The 18,254-nt window shown below is 52.5% G+C and carries 19 protein-coding genes and 1 tRNA gene; 12 read left to right on the top strand and 8 right to left on the bottom strand.

Annotated elements, in window-relative coordinates; all coding sequences use genetic code 11:
* Nucleotides 1-11 precede the first annotated feature (11 nt).
* From QYC28_RS00945 to QYC28_RS00935, 3 genes are all read right to left on the bottom strand, one after another.
* Nucleotides 12-506, bottom strand: a complete 495-nt coding sequence (locus QYC28_RS00945; protein ID WP_149817331.1) for an isoprenylcysteine carboxylmethyltransferase family protein — start codon at nucleotides 504-506, stop codon at nucleotides 12-14.
* A 48-nt stretch (nucleotides 507-554) separates the two neighbouring features.
* Entirely contained in the window at nucleotides 555-1,088 is a 534-nt protein-coding gene (locus tag QYC28_RS00940) for a 4Fe-4S binding protein (RefSeq protein ID WP_206201259.1), read from the bottom strand.
* A 106-nt stretch (nucleotides 1,089-1,194) separates the two neighbouring features.
* Nucleotides 1,195-2,226, bottom strand: a complete 1,032-nt coding sequence (locus QYC28_RS00935) for a D-alanine--D-alanine ligase family protein (RefSeq protein ID WP_286649768.1) — start codon at nucleotides 2,224-2,226, stop codon at nucleotides 1,195-1,197.
* Nucleotides 2,227-2,298: 72 nt separating this feature from the next.
* Here QYC28_RS00935 and QYC28_RS00930 point away from each other — a divergent pair, with 72 nt between their 5' ends.
* The 3 genes from QYC28_RS00930 to atpC all read left to right on the top strand — a co-directional run bounded on the left by QYC28_RS00930 (nucleotide 2,299) and on the right by atpC (nucleotide 4,654).
* Nucleotides 2,299-2,493, top strand: a complete 195-nt coding sequence (locus tag QYC28_RS00930) for a DUF2862 domain-containing protein (protein ID WP_149817325.1) — start codon at nucleotides 2,299-2,301, stop codon at nucleotides 2,491-2,493.
* Nucleotides 2,494-2,721: 228 nt separating this feature from the next.
* A complete protein-coding gene (atpD, locus tag QYC28_RS00925; RefSeq protein ID WP_149817323.1) occupies nucleotides 2,722-4,170 on the top strand; it encodes a F0F1 ATP synthase subunit beta in 1,449 nt (482 codons plus the stop codon).
* A 67-nt stretch (nucleotides 4,171-4,237) separates the two neighbouring features.
* The gene (atpC, locus tag QYC28_RS00920; protein ID WP_149817321.1) at nucleotides 4,238-4,654 is read left to right on the top strand and encodes an ATP synthase F1 subunit epsilon; all 417 of its coding nucleotides are present in this window, start codon (nucleotides 4,238-4,240) and stop codon (nucleotides 4,652-4,654) included.
* A 55-nt stretch (nucleotides 4,655-4,709) separates the two neighbouring features.
* Here atpC and prfB read toward each other — a convergent pair.
* A protein-coding gene (gene prfB / locus QYC28_RS00915; protein WP_149817319.1) for a peptide chain release factor 2 occupies nucleotides 4,710-5,823 on the bottom strand; the annotation gives its coding sequence in 2 pieces (ribosomal slippage) (nucleotides 4,710-5,747 and nucleotides 5,749-5,823; 1,113 coding nt in all).
* 187 nt (nucleotides 5,824-6,010) lie between these two features.
* Here prfB and ftsH4 point away from each other — a divergent pair.
* Nucleotides 6,011-7,870 (top strand): ATP-dependent zinc metalloprotease FtsH4, encoded by a 1,860-nt coding sequence (ftsH4, locus tag QYC28_RS00910; RefSeq protein WP_149817316.1) that lies wholly within the window; start codon nucleotides 6,011-6,013, stop codon nucleotides 7,868-7,870.
* Between the two features lie 234 nt (nucleotides 7,871-8,104).
* On the opposite strand, the gene QYC28_RS00905 is transcribed toward ftsH4, so the two are convergent.
* From QYC28_RS00905 to QYC28_RS00895, 3 genes are read right to left on the bottom strand one after another with little or no spacing between them, the layout of a single operon-like run.
* Nucleotides 8,105-9,571: a TldD/PmbA family protein gene (locus QYC28_RS00905; protein ID WP_302679698.1), complete on the bottom strand. Its 1,467-nt coding sequence runs from the start codon at nucleotides 9,569-9,571 to the stop codon at nucleotides 8,105-8,107.
* Nucleotides 9,572-9,622: 51 nt separating this feature from the next.
* Nucleotides 9,623-9,928: a 50S ribosomal protein L25 gene (rplY, locus tag QYC28_RS00900; RefSeq protein WP_149817311.1), complete on the bottom strand. Its 306-nt coding sequence runs from the start codon at nucleotides 9,926-9,928 to the stop codon at nucleotides 9,623-9,625.
* A gap of 14 nt (nucleotides 9,929-9,942) precedes the next feature.
* Nucleotides 9,943-11,286 (bottom strand): adenylosuccinate synthase, encoded by a 1,344-nt coding sequence (locus QYC28_RS00895; protein WP_149817309.1) that lies wholly within the window; start codon nucleotides 11,284-11,286, stop codon nucleotides 9,943-9,945.
* A gap of 142 nt (nucleotides 11,287-11,428) precedes the next feature.
* Between QYC28_RS00895 and QYC28_RS00890 the strand changes: the two genes are divergently transcribed.
* From QYC28_RS00890 to QYC28_RS00875, 4 genes are all read left to right on the top strand, one after another.
* A tRNA-Thr gene (locus QYC28_RS00890) sits at nucleotides 11,429-11,500 on the top strand.
* Nucleotides 11,501-11,541: 41 nt separating this feature from the next.
* Nucleotides 11,542-12,174, top strand: coding sequence for a Holliday junction branch migration protein RuvA (gene ruvA, locus QYC28_RS00885; RefSeq protein ID WP_149821573.1), 633 nt, complete (start codon nucleotides 11,542-11,544; stop codon nucleotides 12,172-12,174).
* A gap of 41 nt (nucleotides 12,175-12,215) precedes the next feature.
* Nucleotides 12,216-13,193, top strand: a complete 978-nt coding sequence (dcm, locus tag QYC28_RS00880) for a DNA (cytosine-5-)-methyltransferase (protein WP_149817307.1) — start codon at nucleotides 12,216-12,218, stop codon at nucleotides 13,191-13,193.
* A gap of 79 nt (nucleotides 13,194-13,272) precedes the next feature.
* On the top strand, nucleotides 13,273-14,025 hold the full coding sequence (locus QYC28_RS00875; RefSeq protein ID WP_286626196.1) for a BsaWI family type II restriction enzyme: 753 nt from the start codon (nucleotides 13,273-13,275) through the stop codon (nucleotides 14,023-14,025).
* A gap of 69 nt (nucleotides 14,026-14,094) precedes the next feature.
* Here the strand turns inward: QYC28_RS00875 and QYC28_RS00870 are convergent, their stop codons facing one another.
* Nucleotides 14,095-14,907: a hypothetical protein gene (locus QYC28_RS00870; RefSeq protein WP_302679697.1), complete on the bottom strand. Its 813-nt coding sequence runs from the start codon at nucleotides 14,905-14,907 to the stop codon at nucleotides 14,095-14,097.
* A gap of 20 nt (nucleotides 14,908-14,927) precedes the next feature.
* On the opposite strand from QYC28_RS00870, the gene QYC28_RS00865 reads away from it, so the two are divergent.
* The 4 genes from QYC28_RS00865 to QYC28_RS00850 all read left to right on the top strand — a co-directional run bounded on the left by QYC28_RS00865 (nucleotide 14,928) and on the right by QYC28_RS00850 (nucleotide 18,139).
* On the top strand, nucleotides 14,928-15,074 hold the full coding sequence (locus tag QYC28_RS00865; RefSeq protein ID WP_302679696.1) for a hypothetical protein: 147 nt from the start codon (nucleotides 14,928-14,930) through the stop codon (nucleotides 15,072-15,074).
* Nucleotides 15,075-15,199: 125 nt separating this feature from the next.
* Nucleotides 15,200-15,490, top strand: coding sequence for a YggT family protein (locus QYC28_RS00860; protein WP_149817300.1), 291 nt, complete (start codon nucleotides 15,200-15,202; stop codon nucleotides 15,488-15,490).
* Between the two features lie 28 nt (nucleotides 15,491-15,518).
* Nucleotides 15,519-17,432 (top strand): tRNA uridine-5-carboxymethylaminomethyl(34) synthesis enzyme MnmG, encoded by a 1,914-nt coding sequence (gene mnmG, locus QYC28_RS00855; RefSeq protein ID WP_149817298.1) that lies wholly within the window; start codon nucleotides 15,519-15,521, stop codon nucleotides 17,430-17,432.
* A gap of 134 nt (nucleotides 17,433-17,566) precedes the next feature.
* Nucleotides 17,567-18,139, top strand: a complete 573-nt coding sequence (locus QYC28_RS00850) for a Uma2 family endonuclease (RefSeq protein WP_149817296.1) — start codon at nucleotides 17,567-17,569, stop codon at nucleotides 18,137-18,139.
* Nucleotides 18,140-18,254 lie beyond the last annotated feature (115 nt).

The raw sequence follows: 18,254 nt of genomic DNA, 5'->3' as shown, positions 1-18,254 counted from the left end.
AAGGACAAAAATTAGTAGAGAAGAGGAATCAGTTTCTTCACCGTTTGCCGATAGGTTGGGTAGTCCTTAAACTTGGCCGATAGCCACTGTTCTTCTTGAGCGGCCTTGCGGTCAAAGAAAATGAAGAGGGCGATCGCCCCCAGCCCGTGGGAAAGACTCATTTGCCATACACCATAGGCCAAGGCCAAAAAGATCACACTGCTATAGATCGGATGGCGCACCCAAGCATAAACCCCCGTGGTTACTAACTGACTGTCCTCCTTGGGATGGGGTAGGGGTGTCAAGTTGTTCCCTAGGTGAAACAAGCCAGCAATGCCTAGACCAAGGCCAATCAGCCCCAAGCCAAGGGTCAATCCTAGGCGCACCACCAAGGGTAGGCTAACCACTCGTACCACTGGCAAGAGAATAAAGCCGATACTGAGTACCGTTTGGCCAATGACCCAAAATTCTCCCCGTTGATTGCGCCACCAGTCTTTGCTGAAGCCCCACTCTTGCAGTTTATTCACCTTGGTTGCCGCTGTTGCTGCATATCTTCAATTCTAGCGATCGCGCGCTCATTCCACAGGGGGCAACAATTTTGTGGCTTTCGCACTGGCTTTTTTCGCCTTCGTCTGGCCACTTCCCAGTTTACCCAAGGATTCTTGGAGTGTGCCCATCGGGCAAATCGCACACCATGCCCGCTGATTAAAGATCACCCCTAAAAGAATCGCAACAATGGACGTGACGACGCACATATTGACAAAGAGGCCACCTACCGCGACCCAGTTGCCCCATGCCAATGTCATGCGAAGGGCAAAAACCGTCATGATGAAGCTAAACACCGCCCAGCGAAAACTTTGTTTTTTGAAGAGTTTGGGATAGGGACGGTGGGGACTAAAGTGATAAAGCACAATGTCTAGGAACGCGCCACGCGGGCAGAGGTTGCCACACCAGTAGCGGCTGCGAAAATAGGCCAGCACAGGAATACCCAGCATCATGGCCAGCATCAGGTACCCCAGCCAAGGATACCAGAGGCCACCGATCGCAATTAGAAAAAATAGCCAAATCATTGCCCACTGACTGGGCTTGCCCCTCAACGATCGCTTCATAACCTGCCTAGTCGTATAATCTTATATGACTATAAAGTTATTTAGTAGAAAAAGTCAAGGTCTGGCTCCAGTGCCTTCACGACTCTTTACGTGGTCAAGGCAATAGCTAGCCGTGCCGCTCTAGAGCCAATTGCACCAAGCGATGGACTAATTCCGGAAAGGGCACACCACTCGCCGCCCACAGTTGGGGGTACATACTCAGGGCGGTAAACCCCGGTAGGGTATTCACTTCATTAATCAGGATTTCGCCAGTGCTGGGTACATAGAAAAAATCAAAGCGGGCAAGGCCAGCGGCATCAAGGGCTTGAAAGGCCTGTAGGGACATCCTGCGGATCTGCTCACTCACCGCTGGGGAAATCTCCGCAGGAATATGGAGTTGAGCGCGGCCATCGGTGTATTTGGTTTCGTAGTCGTAGAACTCACTGCTGTAGGTAATCTCCCCCACCACCGAAGCTTGGGGTTTATCATTGCCGAGCACCGCGCACTCTAGCTCACGGGCAACCACACCCGCTTCCACAATGATGCGGCGATCCAGTTCGGCAGCGGCCTCAAGGGCAGTTGTCAGTTGTTGGCGATTTTTGGCCTTGGAGATGCCCACGGAGGAGCCAAGGTTGGCAGGTTTGACAAAGCAGGGATAGCCCAATTCGGTTTCAATGCGATCGCACAAATGGTTGTAACGACAGGGATCCGACCACAGGTCACTGCGCTGAAGGGCTACGTAGCGCACTTGGGGTAAGCCCACAGCCCCAAAGACCGTTTTCATCAAGATTTTGTCCATACCAATGGCCGAGGCAGCCACCCCCGAACCCACGTAGGGGCGTTGCATCAATTGCAGCAGGCCTTGCATCGTACCATCTTCACCATTGGGGCCGTGGAGAATCGGGAACCAAACATCAATGGTTTCGGCAACCGCAGGAAACTGCCACAGGGAGTCCTCTGGTGCTGCGCCCTCGGGGATGCCAACATGGTCTGTGGAGCGCCAGCGGCCATCTTTTTGGATGTAGATCGGAATCACTTGATAGCGATCGCGATTGTCGCCCTCGGTAAAGGCTTGGGCGATCGCTGCCGCCGAGACCACCGAAACTTCATGCTCCCGTGAGCGACCTCCAAACAATAGCCCGACCCGCAGACGACCCATAGGACAAACCCGTGTGAATGTGACGGTTTCTTGGTACGATTTTCAAGGATTATACAAAGTTTGGGAGTTGCTATGGACGTGGGGCAAAAAGTGCGCGTCTGTCGAATTCGCGATCGCGTCGCCCAAGACATCATTCAAAAACTCGGCCAAGTGGGTCAAATTACTGGTTTTAAGATGACCGATGGCAGTGGGGTTGGCGTCATTGTCACCTTTGACGATCGCTCCAGCACTTGGTTTTTTGAGGACGAAATTGAAGTCGTCGGCTAATTCCTGCCCTGCCGCCTTTTTCACAGCAACTGAGCGGGGTCAATAAGATCTCAGATTTGCATCCCACTGAATCCGATAGAAAAAGGCTGCATTAGTGGTACGTTGTATTGTGGTGCGCTTGCACCAAAAGCTGCATTCCACTTTCAGTCTCGATCGTTGTGCCCCTTGGGGAGCGATCGCCCTCTGAAAAAACGCAAATGAATTTACCTAGACAGTAGGCAAACGTCCATGGTCATATCAGCAGAACGAACCAATGTAGGCTTTATTACTCAGGTCATTGGCCCTGTCGTTGACATTGAATTTCCCAGCGGCAAAATGCCCGCCATTTACAACGCCCTGCGGATTCAAGGCAAAAACGAGGCCGGCTTAGACGTGGCTGTAACCTGTGAAGTGCAACAACTCCTTGGCGATAACCGCGTCCGTGCCGTTGCCATGAGTAGCACCGATGGCTTAGTGCGGGGGATGGAAGCCGTAGATACCGGTGCCCCCATCAGCGTGCCCGTAGGGACAGCCACCCTTGGTCGCATCTTCAACGTGCTGGGTGAACCCGTGGACGAAAAAGGCGCTGTCAGTGCCACTGAAACCCTGCCCATTCACCGTCCTGCTCCCAGCTTTACGCAACTGGAAACCAAGCCCTCGGTCTTTGAAACCGGCATCAAGGTGATTGACCTGCTCACCCCCTATCGCCGTGGCGGTAAAATTGGCCTCTTTGGCGGTGCAGGCGTCGGCAAGACCGTGATCATGATGGAACTCATCAACAACATTGCGACCCAACACGGTGGGGTGTCGGTGTTTGCTGGCGTGGGCGAACGTACCCGCGAAGGCAATGACCTCTACAACGAAATGATTGAATCGGGCGTGATCGACAAAAACGATCCCAGCAAATCTAAAATCGCCCTTGTGTACGGTCAAATGAACGAACCCCCCGGCGCACGGATGCGTGTGGGTCTGTCGGGGCTGACGATGGCCGAATACTTCCGCGATGTCAACAAGCAGGATGTGCTGCTGTTTATTGATAACATCTTCCGCTTTGTGCAAGCCGGTTCTGAGGTGTCGGCGCTACTCGGTCGGATGCCCTCTGCGGTGGGATACCAGCCCACCCTCGGTACCGATGTGGGTGCCCTGCAAGAGCGGATTACCTCGACCACGGAAGGTTCGATTACTTCGATTCAAGCGGTCTATGTGCCTGCGGACGACCTGACTGACCCTGCTCCGGCCACGACCTTTGCCCACTTGGATGGGACAACGGTGCTCTCCCGTGGTCTAGCCGCAAAAGGGATTTACCCCGCTGTGGATCCCCTTGGCTCCACCTCCAACATGTTGCAGCCGGACATTGTGGGTCAGGAGCACTATCAAACGGCACGGGCGGTGCAAGCCACCCTGCAGCGCTACAAAGAGTTGCAGGACATTATCGCTATTTTGGGTCTCGATGAACTCTCTGAGGAAGACCGCCTAACCGTGGCGCGGGCACGCAAAATTGAGCGCTTCCTGTCTCAGCCCTTCTTTGTGGCGGAAGTGTTCACCGGTGCCCCCGGCAAATACGTCACCCTCGAAGAAACCATCAAAGGCTTCCAGATGATCCTCAGCGGTGAGCTGGATGATCTGCCCGAACAAGCCTTCTACATGGTGGGCAATATCGAAGAAGCCAAAGCTAAGGCTGAAAAACTCAAAGCCTAGGTTTCACAGGTGTCGATACAGGGTGGGGCAACCCGCCCTTTGATCATTGAGTGGCAAGGGAAGCGTTATGGTGATGACCGTCCGGGTAATTGCACCCGATAAAACCGTTTGGGATGCCCCCGCTGAGGAAGTGATTTTGCCCAGCACAACGGGGCAATTGGGTATTCTCTCAAATCATGCCCCCCTCTTAACCGCCTTGGAAACGGGCGTGATGCGGGTGCGCCAAGACCGCGAGTGGGTGGCGATCGCCCTCATGGGGGGCTTTGCCGAAGTTGAAAACAACGAAGTGACCATTCTTGTCAACGGTGCTGAGCGCGGGGACACAATTGACCTCGAAAAAGCCAAGGCCGAATTTGCTGAAGCACAGGCTGCCCTCGCTAAAGCCGAACAGGGGGAATCTAAACAGGCCAAAATTCAAGCCACCCAAGCCTTTCGTCGTGCCCGTGCTCGCTTGCAGGCCGCAGGGGGTGTGGTCGAGATTTAGGTTCTTTCCCTGATTTGCTGAACTGCAATTGCTCCCCCTAGGGGGAGTTTTGTGTTTAACTGGCTTCCTCCGTTTGCTGCCGCAGGTAGGCTTGGATAAAGGGATCGAGGTCACCATCCATTACCTCTTGAATGGCTGTCGTTTCCACCGCCGTGCGCAGGTCTTTGACGAGTTGATAGGGATGGAAGACATAGTTGCGAATTTGGTTGCCCCAAGCCGCTTCAACGGCATCACCGCGAATATCCGCAATTTCTTTGGCCTTTTGTTCTTGGGCAATGACTAATAGCTTGGCCTTGAGAATGGCAAGGGCTTTTTCCTTGTTTTGCAGTTGCGATCGCTCCTGCGTACAGCGGACGGCCAAGCCCGTTGGTTTATGGACAATACGCACTGCCGTTTCCACCTTGTTCACGTTTTGCCCCCCCTTGCCACCACTGCGGGAAGTGGTAATCTCCAAATCGCTTTCCGGGATTTCAACCGTAACGGATTGATCCAGTTCGGGCATCACATCCACGCCGGCAAAGCTGGTTTGCCGTTTACCATTGGCATTAAAGGGAGAAATGCGCACAAGGCGATGGGTGCCCTTTTCAGAGCGCAGATAACCGTAGGCATAGCGCCCCCGAATTTCTAGGGTGGCTGACTTAATGCCCGCCTCCTCCCCCTCCGATAGCTCGGCCAGATGGGTTTGGTAACCGTGGCGCTCCGCCCAGCGGGTGTACATTCGCAGCAACATTTCTGCCCAATCCTGAGCATCAGTCCCGCCAGCACCAGCATTGATCGTGAGAATGGCGTTGTTTTTGTCGTAGGGGCCACTGAGGAGTTGTTCCAGTTCCCAGCGACTCAACTGGGCGTCTAAATCCTTGAGCAGCGTAGTCGCCTCTGTCACCAACCCTTCATCCGGCTCTAGCTCCAGCAGTTCCAGTGCCGTTTCCACGTGTTCAATTGTTTTTTGCCACTGCTGAAGTTGGTTGAGGGCGTCTTTGGCTTCGGTCAACTGTTGGAGCGTGACTTGGGCGATCGCTTGATCATTCCAGAAGTCGGGCTGAGCGGCAGTGTGCTCAAGGTCGTGAATCTTAGCGCTTAATGCTGCTGGGTCAAAGATAGTCCTGGGTATGACCCAGGCGATCGCGCAACAGGGAAAAATCGCGTTTGAGCGTACTTAAATCGATCATTCTACAATGCAAAGGAAATGAATTCTGTTGATATTCTATCAAAGGCAGACCGCCGCCCAACGCTACTGTGGGCTATTTCTGAGGCAGCTGAGGGGTCAAGGCAAGAAATGTTAAGTTTTTCACCCTTGCCCTTAGTCCCTCCCAAGTGTCACCATGATCCCTAGGTGAACTCTGGGGAATGGAACCCATGGCCATCAAAAACTCGCCCGAAGTACCCCGCAATCGCTGGATTGGCAATGCCTTACTCTTTCTGGGTTTGGGATTTCTGCTGCTGAACCTCTTCTTTCCGCAGCTCTTTGCACCGCGCCCGCCTCAGGTTCCCTACAGTATGTTTATCCATCAGGTGCAAGAGGGAGAAGTGGCTCGCGCCTATGTGGGTCAAAATGAGATTCTTTATCAACTCAAACCCCAGGGGGATAAGCCTGCCCAAGTGTTGGCGACCACGCCCATCTTTGATTTAGAGTTACCTAAACGCTTGGAGGAACAGGGGGTTGAATTTGCTGCCGCGCCACCCCCCCGCAACAGTTGGCTATTGAATGTCTTGGGCTGGGTGATTCCGCCGATTGTTTTTGTGCTCGTTTTCCAATTCTTTGCCAGTCGCCAAGCGGGCGGTGGTCCTCAGGGGGTTCTCTCCATCAGCAAAAGCCGCGCTAAGGTCTATGTCGAAGGTGCGAACACGGGGATTCGCTTTGATGATGTGGCCGGGGTGGAAGAAGCCAAGGCGGAACTGGTGGAGATTGTGGATTTCCTAAAAAATCCCCAGCGCTACATTCAAATTGGAGCCCGCATTCCCAAGGGGGTGCTGCTGGTGGGGCCGCCGGGGACAGGGAAAACCCTGCTGGCCAAAGCCGTTGCTGGCGAAGCTAATGTCCCCTTCTTCTCCATTTCAGGTTCTGAATTTGTGGAGCTATTTGTGGGCGTCGGGTCGGCCCGCGTACGGGATCTCTTTGAGCAGGCGAAAAAGCAAGCCCCCTGTATTGTCTTTATTGATGAGTTAGATGCCATTGGTAAGTCCCGTTCCAGTGCCGGTTTTTATGGCGGGAACGATGAGCGGGAGCAAACCCTCAACCAACTGCTCACGGAAATGGATGGCTTTGATGCCACGGGGGCAACGGTGATTGTCCTTGCGGCAACGAACCGCCCAGAAACCCTTGATCCGGCATTGCTGCGCCCTGGACGCTTTGACCGCCAAGTCTTGGTCGATCGCCCCGATTTGAGTGGTCGGGAGGCAATTTTGAAAATTCATGCCAAAAAGGTGAAACTGGCTCCTGAAGTGGATCTGCACGCGATCGCTGCCCGTACACCGGGGTTTGCTGGCGCAGACTTGGCCAACCTAGTCAATGAAGCAGCCCTACTGGCGGCGCGCAATCAACGGGAAGTGGTGACGCAGCAGGACTTTGCCGAAGCAATTGAACGCATCGTGGCTGGCCTTGAGAAAAAAAGCCGTGTCCTCAACGACAAGGAGAAGAAAATTGTCGCCTACCACGAAGTCGGTCATGCCCTTGTCGGCTGTGCGCTGCCGGGCAGTGGTCGGGTAGAGAAAATCTCGATTGTGCCCCGTGGCATGGCGGCTCTTGGTTACACATTGCAATTGCCGACGGAGGATCGCTTCCTCCTTGATGAGCAAGAATTGCGCGCCCAAATTGCCACCTTGCTAGGGGGGCGATCGGCAGAGGAGATTGTCTTTGGCACGATCACAACTGGAGCTGCGAACGATCTACAACGGGCCACAGATTTGGCAGAGCGGATGGTGCGCAGCTACGGCATGAGCAAAGTCCTTGGTCCTCTTGCCTTTGAGCAACAGCAGGCGAGCTTTTTGACGAACAATGGCATGATGCTACGGGCAGTCAGTGAGGAAACCGCTCAAGCCATCGATCGCGAAGTCAAAGAAATTGTCGAGTCAGCTCACCAGCAGGCGCTCAGTATTCTTAAGGAGAACCGTGACCTTCTCGAAGCGATCGCCCAAAAACTCTTAGAAAAAGAAGTGATTGAGGGCGAAGAACTCCACGAACTACTGAGCCAAGTAAAAACCCCAACCGCTGCTTAACCAACGGAGCCGCAAAACCGCCAAAAAAAAAGACCAGCGGATTACTGGTCATTCAGTCCAATGTTTTTGTCTCAGAAGAGAAGTCAAGGTGCACACAAAGCGGTGAGGGCGATCAAAAAGCTGCACTGCCTGAGCTCCCCTTCTTCCTCCATGATAATGTAGCCAGAGTCACAAAAGTTCACATATAAAATCTTTAGGTATTTCTACTCAAATCCATAACCGCAGGTAATCAGTTTAGCGGCCACCGACGGTAATGGCATCGACTTTAATGTGGGGTTGACCAACAGTGACGTAGATACTACCGCTAATCGAGCCACAGAAACCGGGGGCAAGGGCGAGATCGTTGGCAGACATTGAAATTCGCTGCATGATTTCCTCGGCTTCGCCAATCAGTGTGGCTCCCTTGAGGGGCTGTTTGATTTGGCCATGTTCAATCCAGTAGGCTTCCTCAACGGCAAAGTTAAATTGCCCCGTGGCACCAACACTACCGCCCCCCATGCGTTTGCAGTAAATGCCGCGATCAATGGAGGTAATTAAGTCCTCAACACGGTATTCACCGGGGGCAATGTAGGTATTGCGCATCCGCGAAGCGGCGGCATAGGTATAACTTTGGCGGCGGCCACTGCCCGTGCGAGGGTGCCCTGTGCGCATCGAACCCGCGCGATCGCTCAGGAAATTCTTAAGGATGCCATTTTCAATCAGCAACGTGCGCTGCGTCGGCATCCCCTCATCGTCCATATCAATACTGCCAAAGGCACCGCTGGTGATTCCCTCATCCCAAGCGGTCAAGTTTTCATGGGCAATTTTTTCGCCTTTTTTATCAGCAAAGGGGGTCGTACCGCGTTCAATTTGAGTGGTTTCCAAGAGGTGACCACAGGCTTCATGGAAGATCACCCCCCCAAATTGGTTGGCCATGATCACCGGGTAAGTACCCGATTCCACATAGTCAGCATAGAGCATTTTGCCCGCCGCTTCGGCAACGGTATCGGCCAAGGTGGTGTAGTCCCACTGACGCAAAAAGTCTGGATTACTGGTATCGCCATTGCGCTCACCAATAGAGGCGCGGTGCTCGCCATCCGCACAGAGAACAGAGGCCACTGCTGACTGGGTGAGGCGAATATCGCGACCAAAGGTGCCATCACTAGCGGCCACCATTACCTCTTGCCAATCGCGAAAATAACTGAGGCGGCGGGATTGCAGATGCTGGGTTTTCTGGCGTAGGCGATCGCTCCCCGCCAGCAGAATATCGGCCACTTCAGCAATAGAACTACAGCTAGCCAGCCAGCCTTCCTTGCGGCCTTGGGCATAGTCCCGCAGCAATTCAAGGTGGATTTCAGGCACGTAAGCTTGCGGACTGGGTAAGAGCAACCCCATTAAGCCCAAAGCCTTCTCTAGAGCCGCCCGCAACCCCTTGAAGCTGAGGTCATTGGTGCTCACGTAGCAATCACTGGTACCGCGAAAAACGCGAATACCCGCCCCTAAACTCAAGCGAGGGGAGACACTCGTCAGGCGATCGTCCTCGACAAGGGTACTGAGGTAATGGTTGCGCTCAAGGAAAATCTCGACAAAATCAGCGCCAGCCGCCCGCCCAAGGCCAAGGAGCGTAGCGAGGGGAGATTCCCAAGAGCCGTCAAAGCGATCGCCTTTGGGGGAATAGCTAAGGTGGGCAAGATCCGCAGAACGAAGGAGCGTGGCTGGCATTGTTAACAATCACTTAACATATCCCCACTATAGCAAATTCCCCCTCGCAGCCTAGTTTTCAGCTTTGGCTAAAAAGGAGAGGTGATAGAGGGTATCCTTGGCGGGGTGGGCTTGCACCTCTTGGAGCACCACCGTTCCCTGCCACGGCAAATCGGGGATCGAAAGCTGGATCGGGGTTTTCTGGGGACGGGCATCCCGCACTAAAAATTCGGCGGCATGGGTATCCACCACCAAGGAAATCGAAGACTCAAGCGTCGGGCCGTAGAGGACGGCAGGGGTTTTGCCCTCACGGCGTAGGGCATTGGGTTTAGCATCGGCAGGGCGTAGGTGCCCCTCAATAGCTAAGGAACGAGACATTGCTGCAACTCCAATTAAGATAAAACGGGATGGACTTGGGTGCCATCATCCTTGAGGAGTGCCCGTTTCGGACCATGGATCGGATCCTCAACAATGATGGTTTGGCTGCGCTCTGCCCCCAACGAGACAATGGCGATGGGCACAGACATAATTTCAGCCAAAAACTTGAGATAGTTCAATGCCGCCTTGGGCAGATCGTCAAGGGAGCGGCAATGACGGGTGGATTGCTGCCACCCCGGCAGGGTTTCATAGATGGGACGACAGCGGGCAAATTTGAGGGCATTGCTGGGGAAGTGTTCGCAGCGCTCACCGTCAATATCGTAGGCAACACAGACTTTGATCTCTGGCAGCTCATCGAGAACATCGAGCTTCGTAATTGCCAAGCAGTCGAGACCATTGATGCGCACCGCATAACGGCCAATCACGGCATCAAACCAGCCACAGCGGCGGCGCCGTCCAGTTGTGGTACCAAATTCAGCACCGCGATCGCCCAAGAGTTCTCCCACCTCATCCAGCAGTTCCGTCGGAAAAGGCCCTTCGCCGACCCGCGTGGTATAGGCTTTGGCCACACCAATGACGCGGTCAATCATCGTTGGACCAATCCCCGCCCCAACACAAGCACCCCCGGCCACAGGGTTTGAGGAGGTGACGTAGGGATAGGTGCCATGGTCAAGGTCTAAAAGAGTACCTTGGGCACCTTCAAAGAGAATGTTGCGCCGCCGGCGGATGGCATCATCCAGCACGAGGGAACCATCGACAATGTGCGATCGCAGGCGCTCACCGTAGGCACAGTACTCTTCAATGATCGGCTGCGGTTCGAGGGGAGCCAGTCCGTAGAGCTTTTCGAGGATCAAATTCTTTTGGGCGATCGCCCACTCCAGCTTGGCGGCCAACTGATCAGCATCCAGCAGATCCAGCATGCGAATCCCCGTGCGCTCCGATTTATCGGCATAGGTGGGGCCAATGCCGCGTCCTGTGGTACCAATGCGCCGCGAGCCACGCCGTTCCTCAGCAGCAATATCCAACTGGCGATGGTAGGGCATCGTCACATGGGCTGTTTCTGCAATCAGCAGATTCTCAGTGCTCACCCCCAACTGTTCCAGTTGTTCGAGTTCCTCAAGGAGCACCTTCGGATCCACCACTGTTCCCGCGCCAATGATGCACTGGGTATCAGGGTAGAGAATCCCTGACGGAATCAGGTGCAATTTTAGGGTCTGGTCTTTGACGACAATCGTGTGACCTGCATTGACACCGCCCTGATAGCGGACTACCACATCGGCAGACTTGCTCAGGAGATCGGTGATTTTACCCTTGCCTTCATCGCCCCACTGGGCACCAACAACGACGACGTTTGCCAAGTGATTTTCTTAACTCGTTAATTAACACAATCGTCTATTGTAACCCTTGGGGCAAATGCACACAAGCGCGCGATCGCAAAAATTTTGCCATTGCCCTGCCCGTCCTAGGGGCGATCGTGCTATCATAAGAAATGCTTTGAATGCCGATGTAGCTCAGTGGTAGAGCACTCGATTCGTAATCGAGCGGTCGTGAGTTCGAATCTCATCATCGGCTTGGCTCACCCATTTCCAATCGTCTGCGAGCAGGAACAGACTGTGTTTGCCTACCTCAGAGGAACCGTTGTTGCCCATCAATCGGAGGGTGGCCATCGCTCTGCCCTGATCCTAGAGGTGAATGGGGTCGGCTATCGCTTACTGGTCACATCCCATCTGTTGCGGCAATACCCGCCGAGTGCTGAGGTGGTGCAGATTTTTACCCATCTCAGTGTCCGTGAGGATCAGATGCTCCTCTATGGCTTTGCCTCGGCAGCGGAGCGGGATCTCTTTTTGCGTTTGATCCGTGTCAATGGGGTTGGGCCACAGATGGCACTATCGTTGCTGGATACCCTACCTTTGCCAGAACTCGTACAGGCAATTGTGAGTGGCAATACCCGTCGTCTCAGCCGTGCGCCCGGAGTAGGCAATAAAACCGCTGAGCGCATTGCCTTGGAACTGAAAGCCGCCCTGAGTGCTTGGCGACAGGAAACGGGGTTAACAACGGCTCCCGCTGGCCTGCCCACGGAAGCGATGCGTGAAGAACTGGAGTTGACTCTTTTAGCCTTGGGTTATAGCGATCGCGAGATTGAAGCCGCCCTCACTGCCATCGGCCAAACGAGCACCCTCGCCAAGAATAGCGATCCAGAGGCATGGCTACGGGAAGCCATCACATGGTTAAGTGCCAATACCTAGGCCTTAGGATAAATAAAGACGACACCTAACTCTAGACTGCTATGGGGCAGCCAACCTTCATTGATCTATTTGCTGGCATCGGTGGCATGCGGCTCGGTTTTAGCCAAGCAGGTGGTTGCTGTGTTTTTAGCTCAGAGTGGAATAAGTTTGCCCAAATAACCTACGAAGCAAACTTTGGCGAAGTGCCAGCAGGAGACATTACTCAAATCCCCTCGGAGAGGATTCCTGACCATGACATATTATTAGCGGGTTTTCCCTGTCAGCCCTTTAGCATTGCGGGTGTCAGCAAGCACAATGCCCTAGGAATGAATCATGGTTTTCAGCACCCGACTCAAGGCAATCTATTTTTTGAAATTGCGAGGATCATCAACGATAAACGTCCTAGGGCTTTTTTGCTAGAAAATGTTAAAAATCTTCAAAGCCACGATCGCGGTAGAACCTTTCAAAGGATTCAAGAAATTCTAAATGATTTGGGATACTACATCTATTACCAAGTCATCAATGCTGTTCATTTTGTGCCCCAGCATCGAGAAAGAATTTTTATTGCGGGTTTTAGAGAACCCCTTGAATTTACATTTCCTCAGGTACCAATTCAGCAACATAGAGTTAGGGATATTCTGGAACCGTCAGTAGATGCTAAATATACGTTGAGCAATCATCTGTGGCAGTATTTGCAAAACTATGCTGAAAAGCATCGTGCCCGTGGTAATGGATTTGGCTATGGGCTAGTTGATTTAGAGGGAGTAACCCGAACATTAAGCGCAAGGTATTACAAAGATGGCTCGGAAATCCTCATTCCCCAAGAAAACAAGAATCCCCGCCGCCTGACGCCAAGGGAATGTGCCCGCTTAATGGGGTTTCCCGACTCTTTCAAAATTGTGGTGAGTGATACAAGGGCATACCAGCAGTTTGGCAATTCAGTTGTGGTGCCGCTGGTGAAAGTTATTGCTGATGAGATATTAAAATCCCTAAAGCAGGGAAAATTATTAAAACAAACTAGGCAGCTTACGCTCTTTTAGTTCAGATATGTCATTCAAGGTTTTAAGCAAGCAGGAAAAGAAAGTTTTAAGAAAGATATGTTCAGACAATAAGTATTACATGAAGCCTATTGTTAAGAGAATTAATCAATGGGTTGCTAGTCAGAAAAACATTAAGGAAGCATGGCTATTAGTGCTTAACCAGTTACACGACATCATACGAGCTTCTCAGATTGATGTGGAAATACTTTTAGATCAAAAGGTTCAACAGGGGAAAATAGAGAATAAAAATCAAGCAATAAAGAGCATTGCTGGCAATGCTTTTTCAAACGCCTTAATTTACATCTTTCTTGTTAACAAGTGTTGCAAAAACATACCTGAATGGATGTTCATAACATCTCAGCTATCAAGTGTTCCAAATTTCAGGCAGTCAATTAATATCAATATCCAAAATGAAGTGCAAAAACCAGATATGGATATTGTGATTTATGCAAATAATAATATTAAGCAGAAACATACACCTGAAAGCTATATCATTTTGTCTCTTAAAACATCCTTAAGGGAAAGGGCGGCTCAAACTTATAAGTGGAAACTCCTAATGGAAGTTGCTCTACATAGTCCTGAATTATGCGAAAAATACAATATCTCCTATCGATCGTCAGTAGTTCCGATTATTTGCTTTGCAACAACAAACTTTTATAACGAAATTAATAACCCTCAGCAACGCGGAATGTTGAAATTCTTTGATCGGTCTTTTATCGCTAAGGAAATAATAGATTTTACAGAAGATGCGTTTATTTATCCTCTTTCTAACTTAATTCCATTTGCTATAGAAAAGCTGTCAAATCCCTATGTTCAGCTTAGTTTGTTTTAACCCGCAAATAAAAAAGGGGCAGTTTTATGCCCCCTAGTATCAGCAAACTATAGCGAACAATTTGAATCTCTAGGAAAACATGGGCAGGTGAGAATAGACGGCTGCCCACAGGGGACTCCAAGGCCCAAGGTTGAGTACTAGAGTTGCGATCGCCACGGTGCTGCTGAGCCATGTCAGCCACTGAGCGTAGATATTTGCTCCTTGTTTTTGCGTTTGCAGGTGGTCAATGGTTTGCTGAAGCTGCTCGACTTCTTGGTTGAGATCTGCAATTTCATGGTGTAGCTCGTCAATTTCACGATCGCGCTCGCTGACTGTGGCATGACAGGCCGCCAGTTCTGCCTCTTTTTCGCGACAGGTGGCTTCAATCGTGGTCAGAGAAGCAGTCAATGTGGCCGTTTGACTGGCGTATTCTTCTTCGAGGCTGCTACTGCGCTGGTAGGCGGTTTCTAGCTCTTGGCGATAGCGATCGCAATTGTCCCGTAGAGCTTCGTTTTCCGCTTGGCTAGTGTTGAGGGCATGCGTCAATTCCGCCACCTGTTGGCGATAGTCACTAACTTGAGTGCGTAGTTGCTGTTGTTGGTCTTCTAGCTCTTGACAGCGGTTTTGCAGCCGTTCCACCTCTGAGCGTAATTGCTCAATTTCTTGGCGCTGGCGATCGCGCTCCTGTTCACTACGGCTGACCAGTTCCTTTAGCCCTTCGATGCGCTGGGCTTGTTCGCTGACAATCCTATGCAGGCGATCGCACTCTTCCTTCAAACGTTGCACAGAACCCTTGTACTGCCGCTGTACCCAAGCCCGCAAAAACGATAGGCCAGAGATGGTAAATCCAATCAGGGCATAGGTGCCCACCAGTGTATGACCCGTGGCCGACATCTGTAACATATTGAACCCCTGAACTTCAGTTGAATGTCAATGAAAACGCCGCCATCCAGAATACAGCCCTTTTCCCAAGGATGGAACCCGCCCAAAACAGTCAAAGCCGCTGTCGGACAGGCCTCTATCTCTTTATCCTTTGGCGATCGCTCCCCTATGCAGGGGCACAGCGATAACTTTATGGGAATGCATGCAGAAACTTCTATTTCCTAGTCTAGCGAGGGAGAATGACCGCTGGGGCTAGCTTCTTGCCAGCATTGGTACAATAAGGGATGCACTTGAATTTGCAAGGGGAAGACCAATGACCGAGGCACCTGTATTGCCCATTCTATTGATGGGGATTGCGAACTTTTTGCAGATCTACTTAATTGTGCTGCTGATTCGGGTTCTGCTGTCGTGGTTTCCCAATATCAACTGGTACAATCCGCCCTTTTCGATTCTCAGTCAGTTAACGGATCCCTACCTGAATATCTTTCGTGGTCTGATTCCCCCCATCGGCGGCCTTGACTTTTCGCCGATTATTGCCTTCTTCCTCTTGCAATTTATTGTCCAACTCTTATCGGGGTTCTCCAGTAGCGCCACATTCTTCTAAACCATCGCTAGCCTAGGGTGCAATCGCTATGTCAACGCTGCCTGCGTTTCAGGATGAATTTGATGTCATTGTTGTTGGTGCCGGTCACGCCGGCTGTGAAGCGGCCTTGGCAACGGCACGGTTGGGTTGTCGTACCCTCTTGCTGACCCTCAACCTCGATAAAATTGCTTGGCAGCCCTGTAATCCTGCCGTGGGTGGGCCGGCCAAATCGCAACTGGTGCACGAGGTGGATGCCCTCGGAGGCGAAATTGGGCGTGTGACCGATCGCACTTATCTGCAAAAGCGGCTCCTGAATGCCTCACGGGGGCCAGCGGTCTGGGCATTGCGGGCGCAAACCGATAAGCGCGAATACAGCGCCGTCATGAAGCAGGTGGTGGAAAATCAGCCCAACTTGCTGGTGCGCGAAGGCATGGTCACGGATTTAGTCCTTGATGCCAATGACACGGTGATTGGGGTTGAAACCTACTTTGGCGTCGCCTTTCGCTGTCAAGCAGTGATCCTGACAACGGGAACCTTCCTCGGTGGCCGCATTTGGGTGGGAAATAAATCCATGGCCGCTGGTCGGGCTGGCGAATTTGCTGCTGAGGGACTCTCCCAAACCTTAGCACGGCTCGGTTTTGAGGTGGATCGCCTGAAAACAGGAACGCCCGCACGGGTAGATCGGCGATCGGTGGACTACAGCAAGATGGAACCGCAACCCCCAGATGAGCAGGTACGCTGGTTTAGCTTTGACCCCACCGCATGGGTGGAAAGACCCCAAATGAACTGCTACTTGACTCGCACCACCGCTGCTACCCACCAACTCATTCGCGAGAATTTGCACCTGACGCCCGTCTATGGCGGTTGGGTGGATGCCAAAGGCCCCCGCTACTGCCCCAGCATTGAGGATAAAATTGTCCGCTTTGCTGACAAAGAAAGCCATCAAATTTTCATTGAACCCGAAGGCCGCGATACACCAGAACTCTATATCCAAGGCTTTTCCACGGGGCTACCGGAACCGCTGCAATTGCAACTGTTGCGCACCCTGCCGGGGCTAGAAAACTGCATCATGCTGCGTCCGGCCTATGCAGTGGAATACGACTACTTGCCGGCAACCCAGTGCTTTCCCACCCTGATGACGAAAAAGATTCAGGGGCTGTTTTGTGCCGGGCAAATCAACGGTACCACCGGCTATGAGGAGGCCGCCGCCCAAGGGATTGTGGCCGGGATCAATGCGGCTCGCTTTGTTCAGAGGAAACCGATGATCACCTTCCCACGCCAAGAGAGCTACATCGGCACCCTGATTGATGATCTGTGCACGAAGGAACTGCGGGAACCCTACCGCATGCTCACCAGCCGCTCGGAATATCGCTTGGTGTTGCGATCGGACAATGCTGACCAGCGGCTCACCCCCTTGGGGTATGAGATTGGCTTGGTGAGTGAAGCCCAGTGGCAAGTGTTTCAAGCAAAGCAACAGCGCCTTGCGGCGGAGACCCAACGCCTGCAAATGACGCGCATTAAAGCCCATGAACCCGTGGGCGAAGCGATTGTGGCTGCAACAGGTCAAGCGATTAAGAGTGCCATTGCCCTTGATGAGTTGCTGCGGCGATCGGGGGTACATTACGACCTATTAGATCGCCATGGCCTTGGCAATCCTGATCTGACCCCCCAAGAGAAAGAGGCGGTTGAAATTGCCATTAAGTACGCAGGCTACATTGAACGGCAGCAACGGGAAATTGAGCAGATTGCCCGTCAAGACCAGCGTCCGCTCCCTGCGGATTTGGATTACTTTGCCATCCCCACCCTTTCGATGGAAGCACGGGAAAAACTCAGTACCATCCGCCCCCTCACCATTGGTCAAGCCAGCCGTATTGGTGGGGTCAACCCGGCAGATATTAATGCCCTTTTGGTCTATCTCCAAGTGCAACAGCAGCGGCAATCCCTAACGGCGGTGGAGGGCTAGAACCGTGTGGCCGTCTGAACTAGAGTTGTCCTATGTCAGACATCAAGCTCCCCTGTATACTTCTGGCAACCCAGTTGGGGAAGCGAGCAAGCATCTCCCTTGTCCAAAAGCTCCCTTTTTTGCAAAACAAACCCATGATTGCTCTGAACCTGCGTCCCACGATTGAATTAACTGATGAAGCCTTCGAGCAACTTTGCCGTAGTAACCCTGAGCTACGGCTAGAGCGTAGCGCCCAAGGAGAATTGATTGCCATGGCGCCTGCCGGCAGTGAAAGTAGCCGTCAAAACCTCAGTCTCAGTTCCCAGTTATGGCACTGGAACCAACAAACAAAGCTGGGTGTAGCCTTTGACTCCTCCGCTGGCTTCCGTTTGCCCAATGGCGCCATTCGCTCCCCTGATGCTGCTTGGATTGAAAAAAGTCGCTGGCAACGCCTCACGCCTGAGCAACGGCGCCGCTTTGCCCCCATCTGTCCTGATTTTGTGTTGGAACTCAAGTCACCAACGGATGATTTGGCTGCCCTCCAAGCCAAGATGCAGGAGTATGTGGACAATGGTGCCCAACTGGGTTGGTTAGTTGATCCCGAAATGCGACAGGTTTACTGTTATCGATCTGGGCAAGCTGTGCAGGTTTTGGAGCATCCCCCTTGTCTTTCAGGAGAGCCCCTGTTGCCTAACTTTGTAATGGATTTCACCTTGATTTGGGATTAGGGATTCCCTATTATAGGGTGCCTCTGCCGTTCGTACTGCCCTTCCGCAGCATGAATGCCGAGGCTTGGCGCGCCCTAGGTCAGTGCCCTGATTCGTGGAGTGGTTTGTCGCTATC

It is taken from the genome of Thermosynechococcus sp. HY596, assembly GCF_030518715.1.
Lineage (GTDB): Bacteria > Cyanobacteriota > Cyanobacteriia > Thermosynechococcales > Thermosynechococcaceae > Thermosynechococcus.
This window is presented reverse-complemented; position numbering and strand designations above follow the sequence as displayed.

Coding starts and splice junctions, on each gene's coding strand:
- QYC28_RS00940 (WP_206201259.1), bottom strand. CDS start 1,088: ATGAAGCGATCGTTGAGGGGCAAGCCCAGTCAGTGGGCAATGATTTGG.
- QYC28_RS00935 (WP_286649768.1), bottom strand. CDS start 2,226: ATGGGTCGTCTGCGGGTCGGGCTATTGTTTGGAGGTCGCTCACGGGAG.
- QYC28_RS00930 (WP_149817325.1), top strand. CDS start 2,299: ATGGACGTGGGGCAAAAAGTGCGCGTCTGTCGAATTCGCGATCGCGTC.
- atpD (WP_149817323.1), top strand. CDS start 2,722: ATGGTCATATCAGCAGAACGAACCAATGTAGGCTTTATTACTCAGGTC.
- atpC (WP_149817321.1), top strand. CDS start 4,238: ATGGTGATGACCGTCCGGGTAATTGCACCCGATAAAACCGTTTGGGAT.
- ftsH4 (WP_149817316.1), top strand. CDS start 6,011: ATGGCCATCAAAAACTCGCCCGAAGTACCCCGCAATCGCTGGATTGGC.
- QYC28_RS00905 (WP_302679698.1), bottom strand. CDS start 9,571: ATGCCAGCCACGCTCCTTCGTTCTGCGGATCTTGCCCACCTTAGCTAT.
- rplY (WP_149817311.1), bottom strand. CDS start 9,928: ATGTCTCGTTCCTTAGCTATTGAGGGGCACCTACGCCCTGCCGATGCT.
- dcm (WP_149817307.1), top strand. CDS start 12,216: ATGGGGCAGCCAACCTTCATTGATCTATTTGCTGGCATCGGTGGCATG.
- QYC28_RS00875 (WP_286626196.1), top strand. CDS start 13,273: ATGAAGCCTATTGTTAAGAGAATTAATCAATGGGTTGCTAGTCAGAAA.
- QYC28_RS00870 (WP_302679697.1), bottom strand. CDS start 14,907: ATGTTACAGATGTCGGCCACGGGTCATACACTGGTGGGCACCTATGCC.
- QYC28_RS00860 (WP_149817300.1), top strand. CDS start 15,200: ATGACCGAGGCACCTGTATTGCCCATTCTATTGATGGGGATTGCGAAC.
- mnmG (WP_149817298.1), top strand. CDS start 15,519: ATGTCAACGCTGCCTGCGTTTCAGGATGAATTTGATGTCATTGTTGTT.
- QYC28_RS00850 (WP_149817296.1), top strand. CDS start 17,567: ATGATTGCTCTGAACCTGCGTCCCACGATTGAATTAACTGATGAAGCC.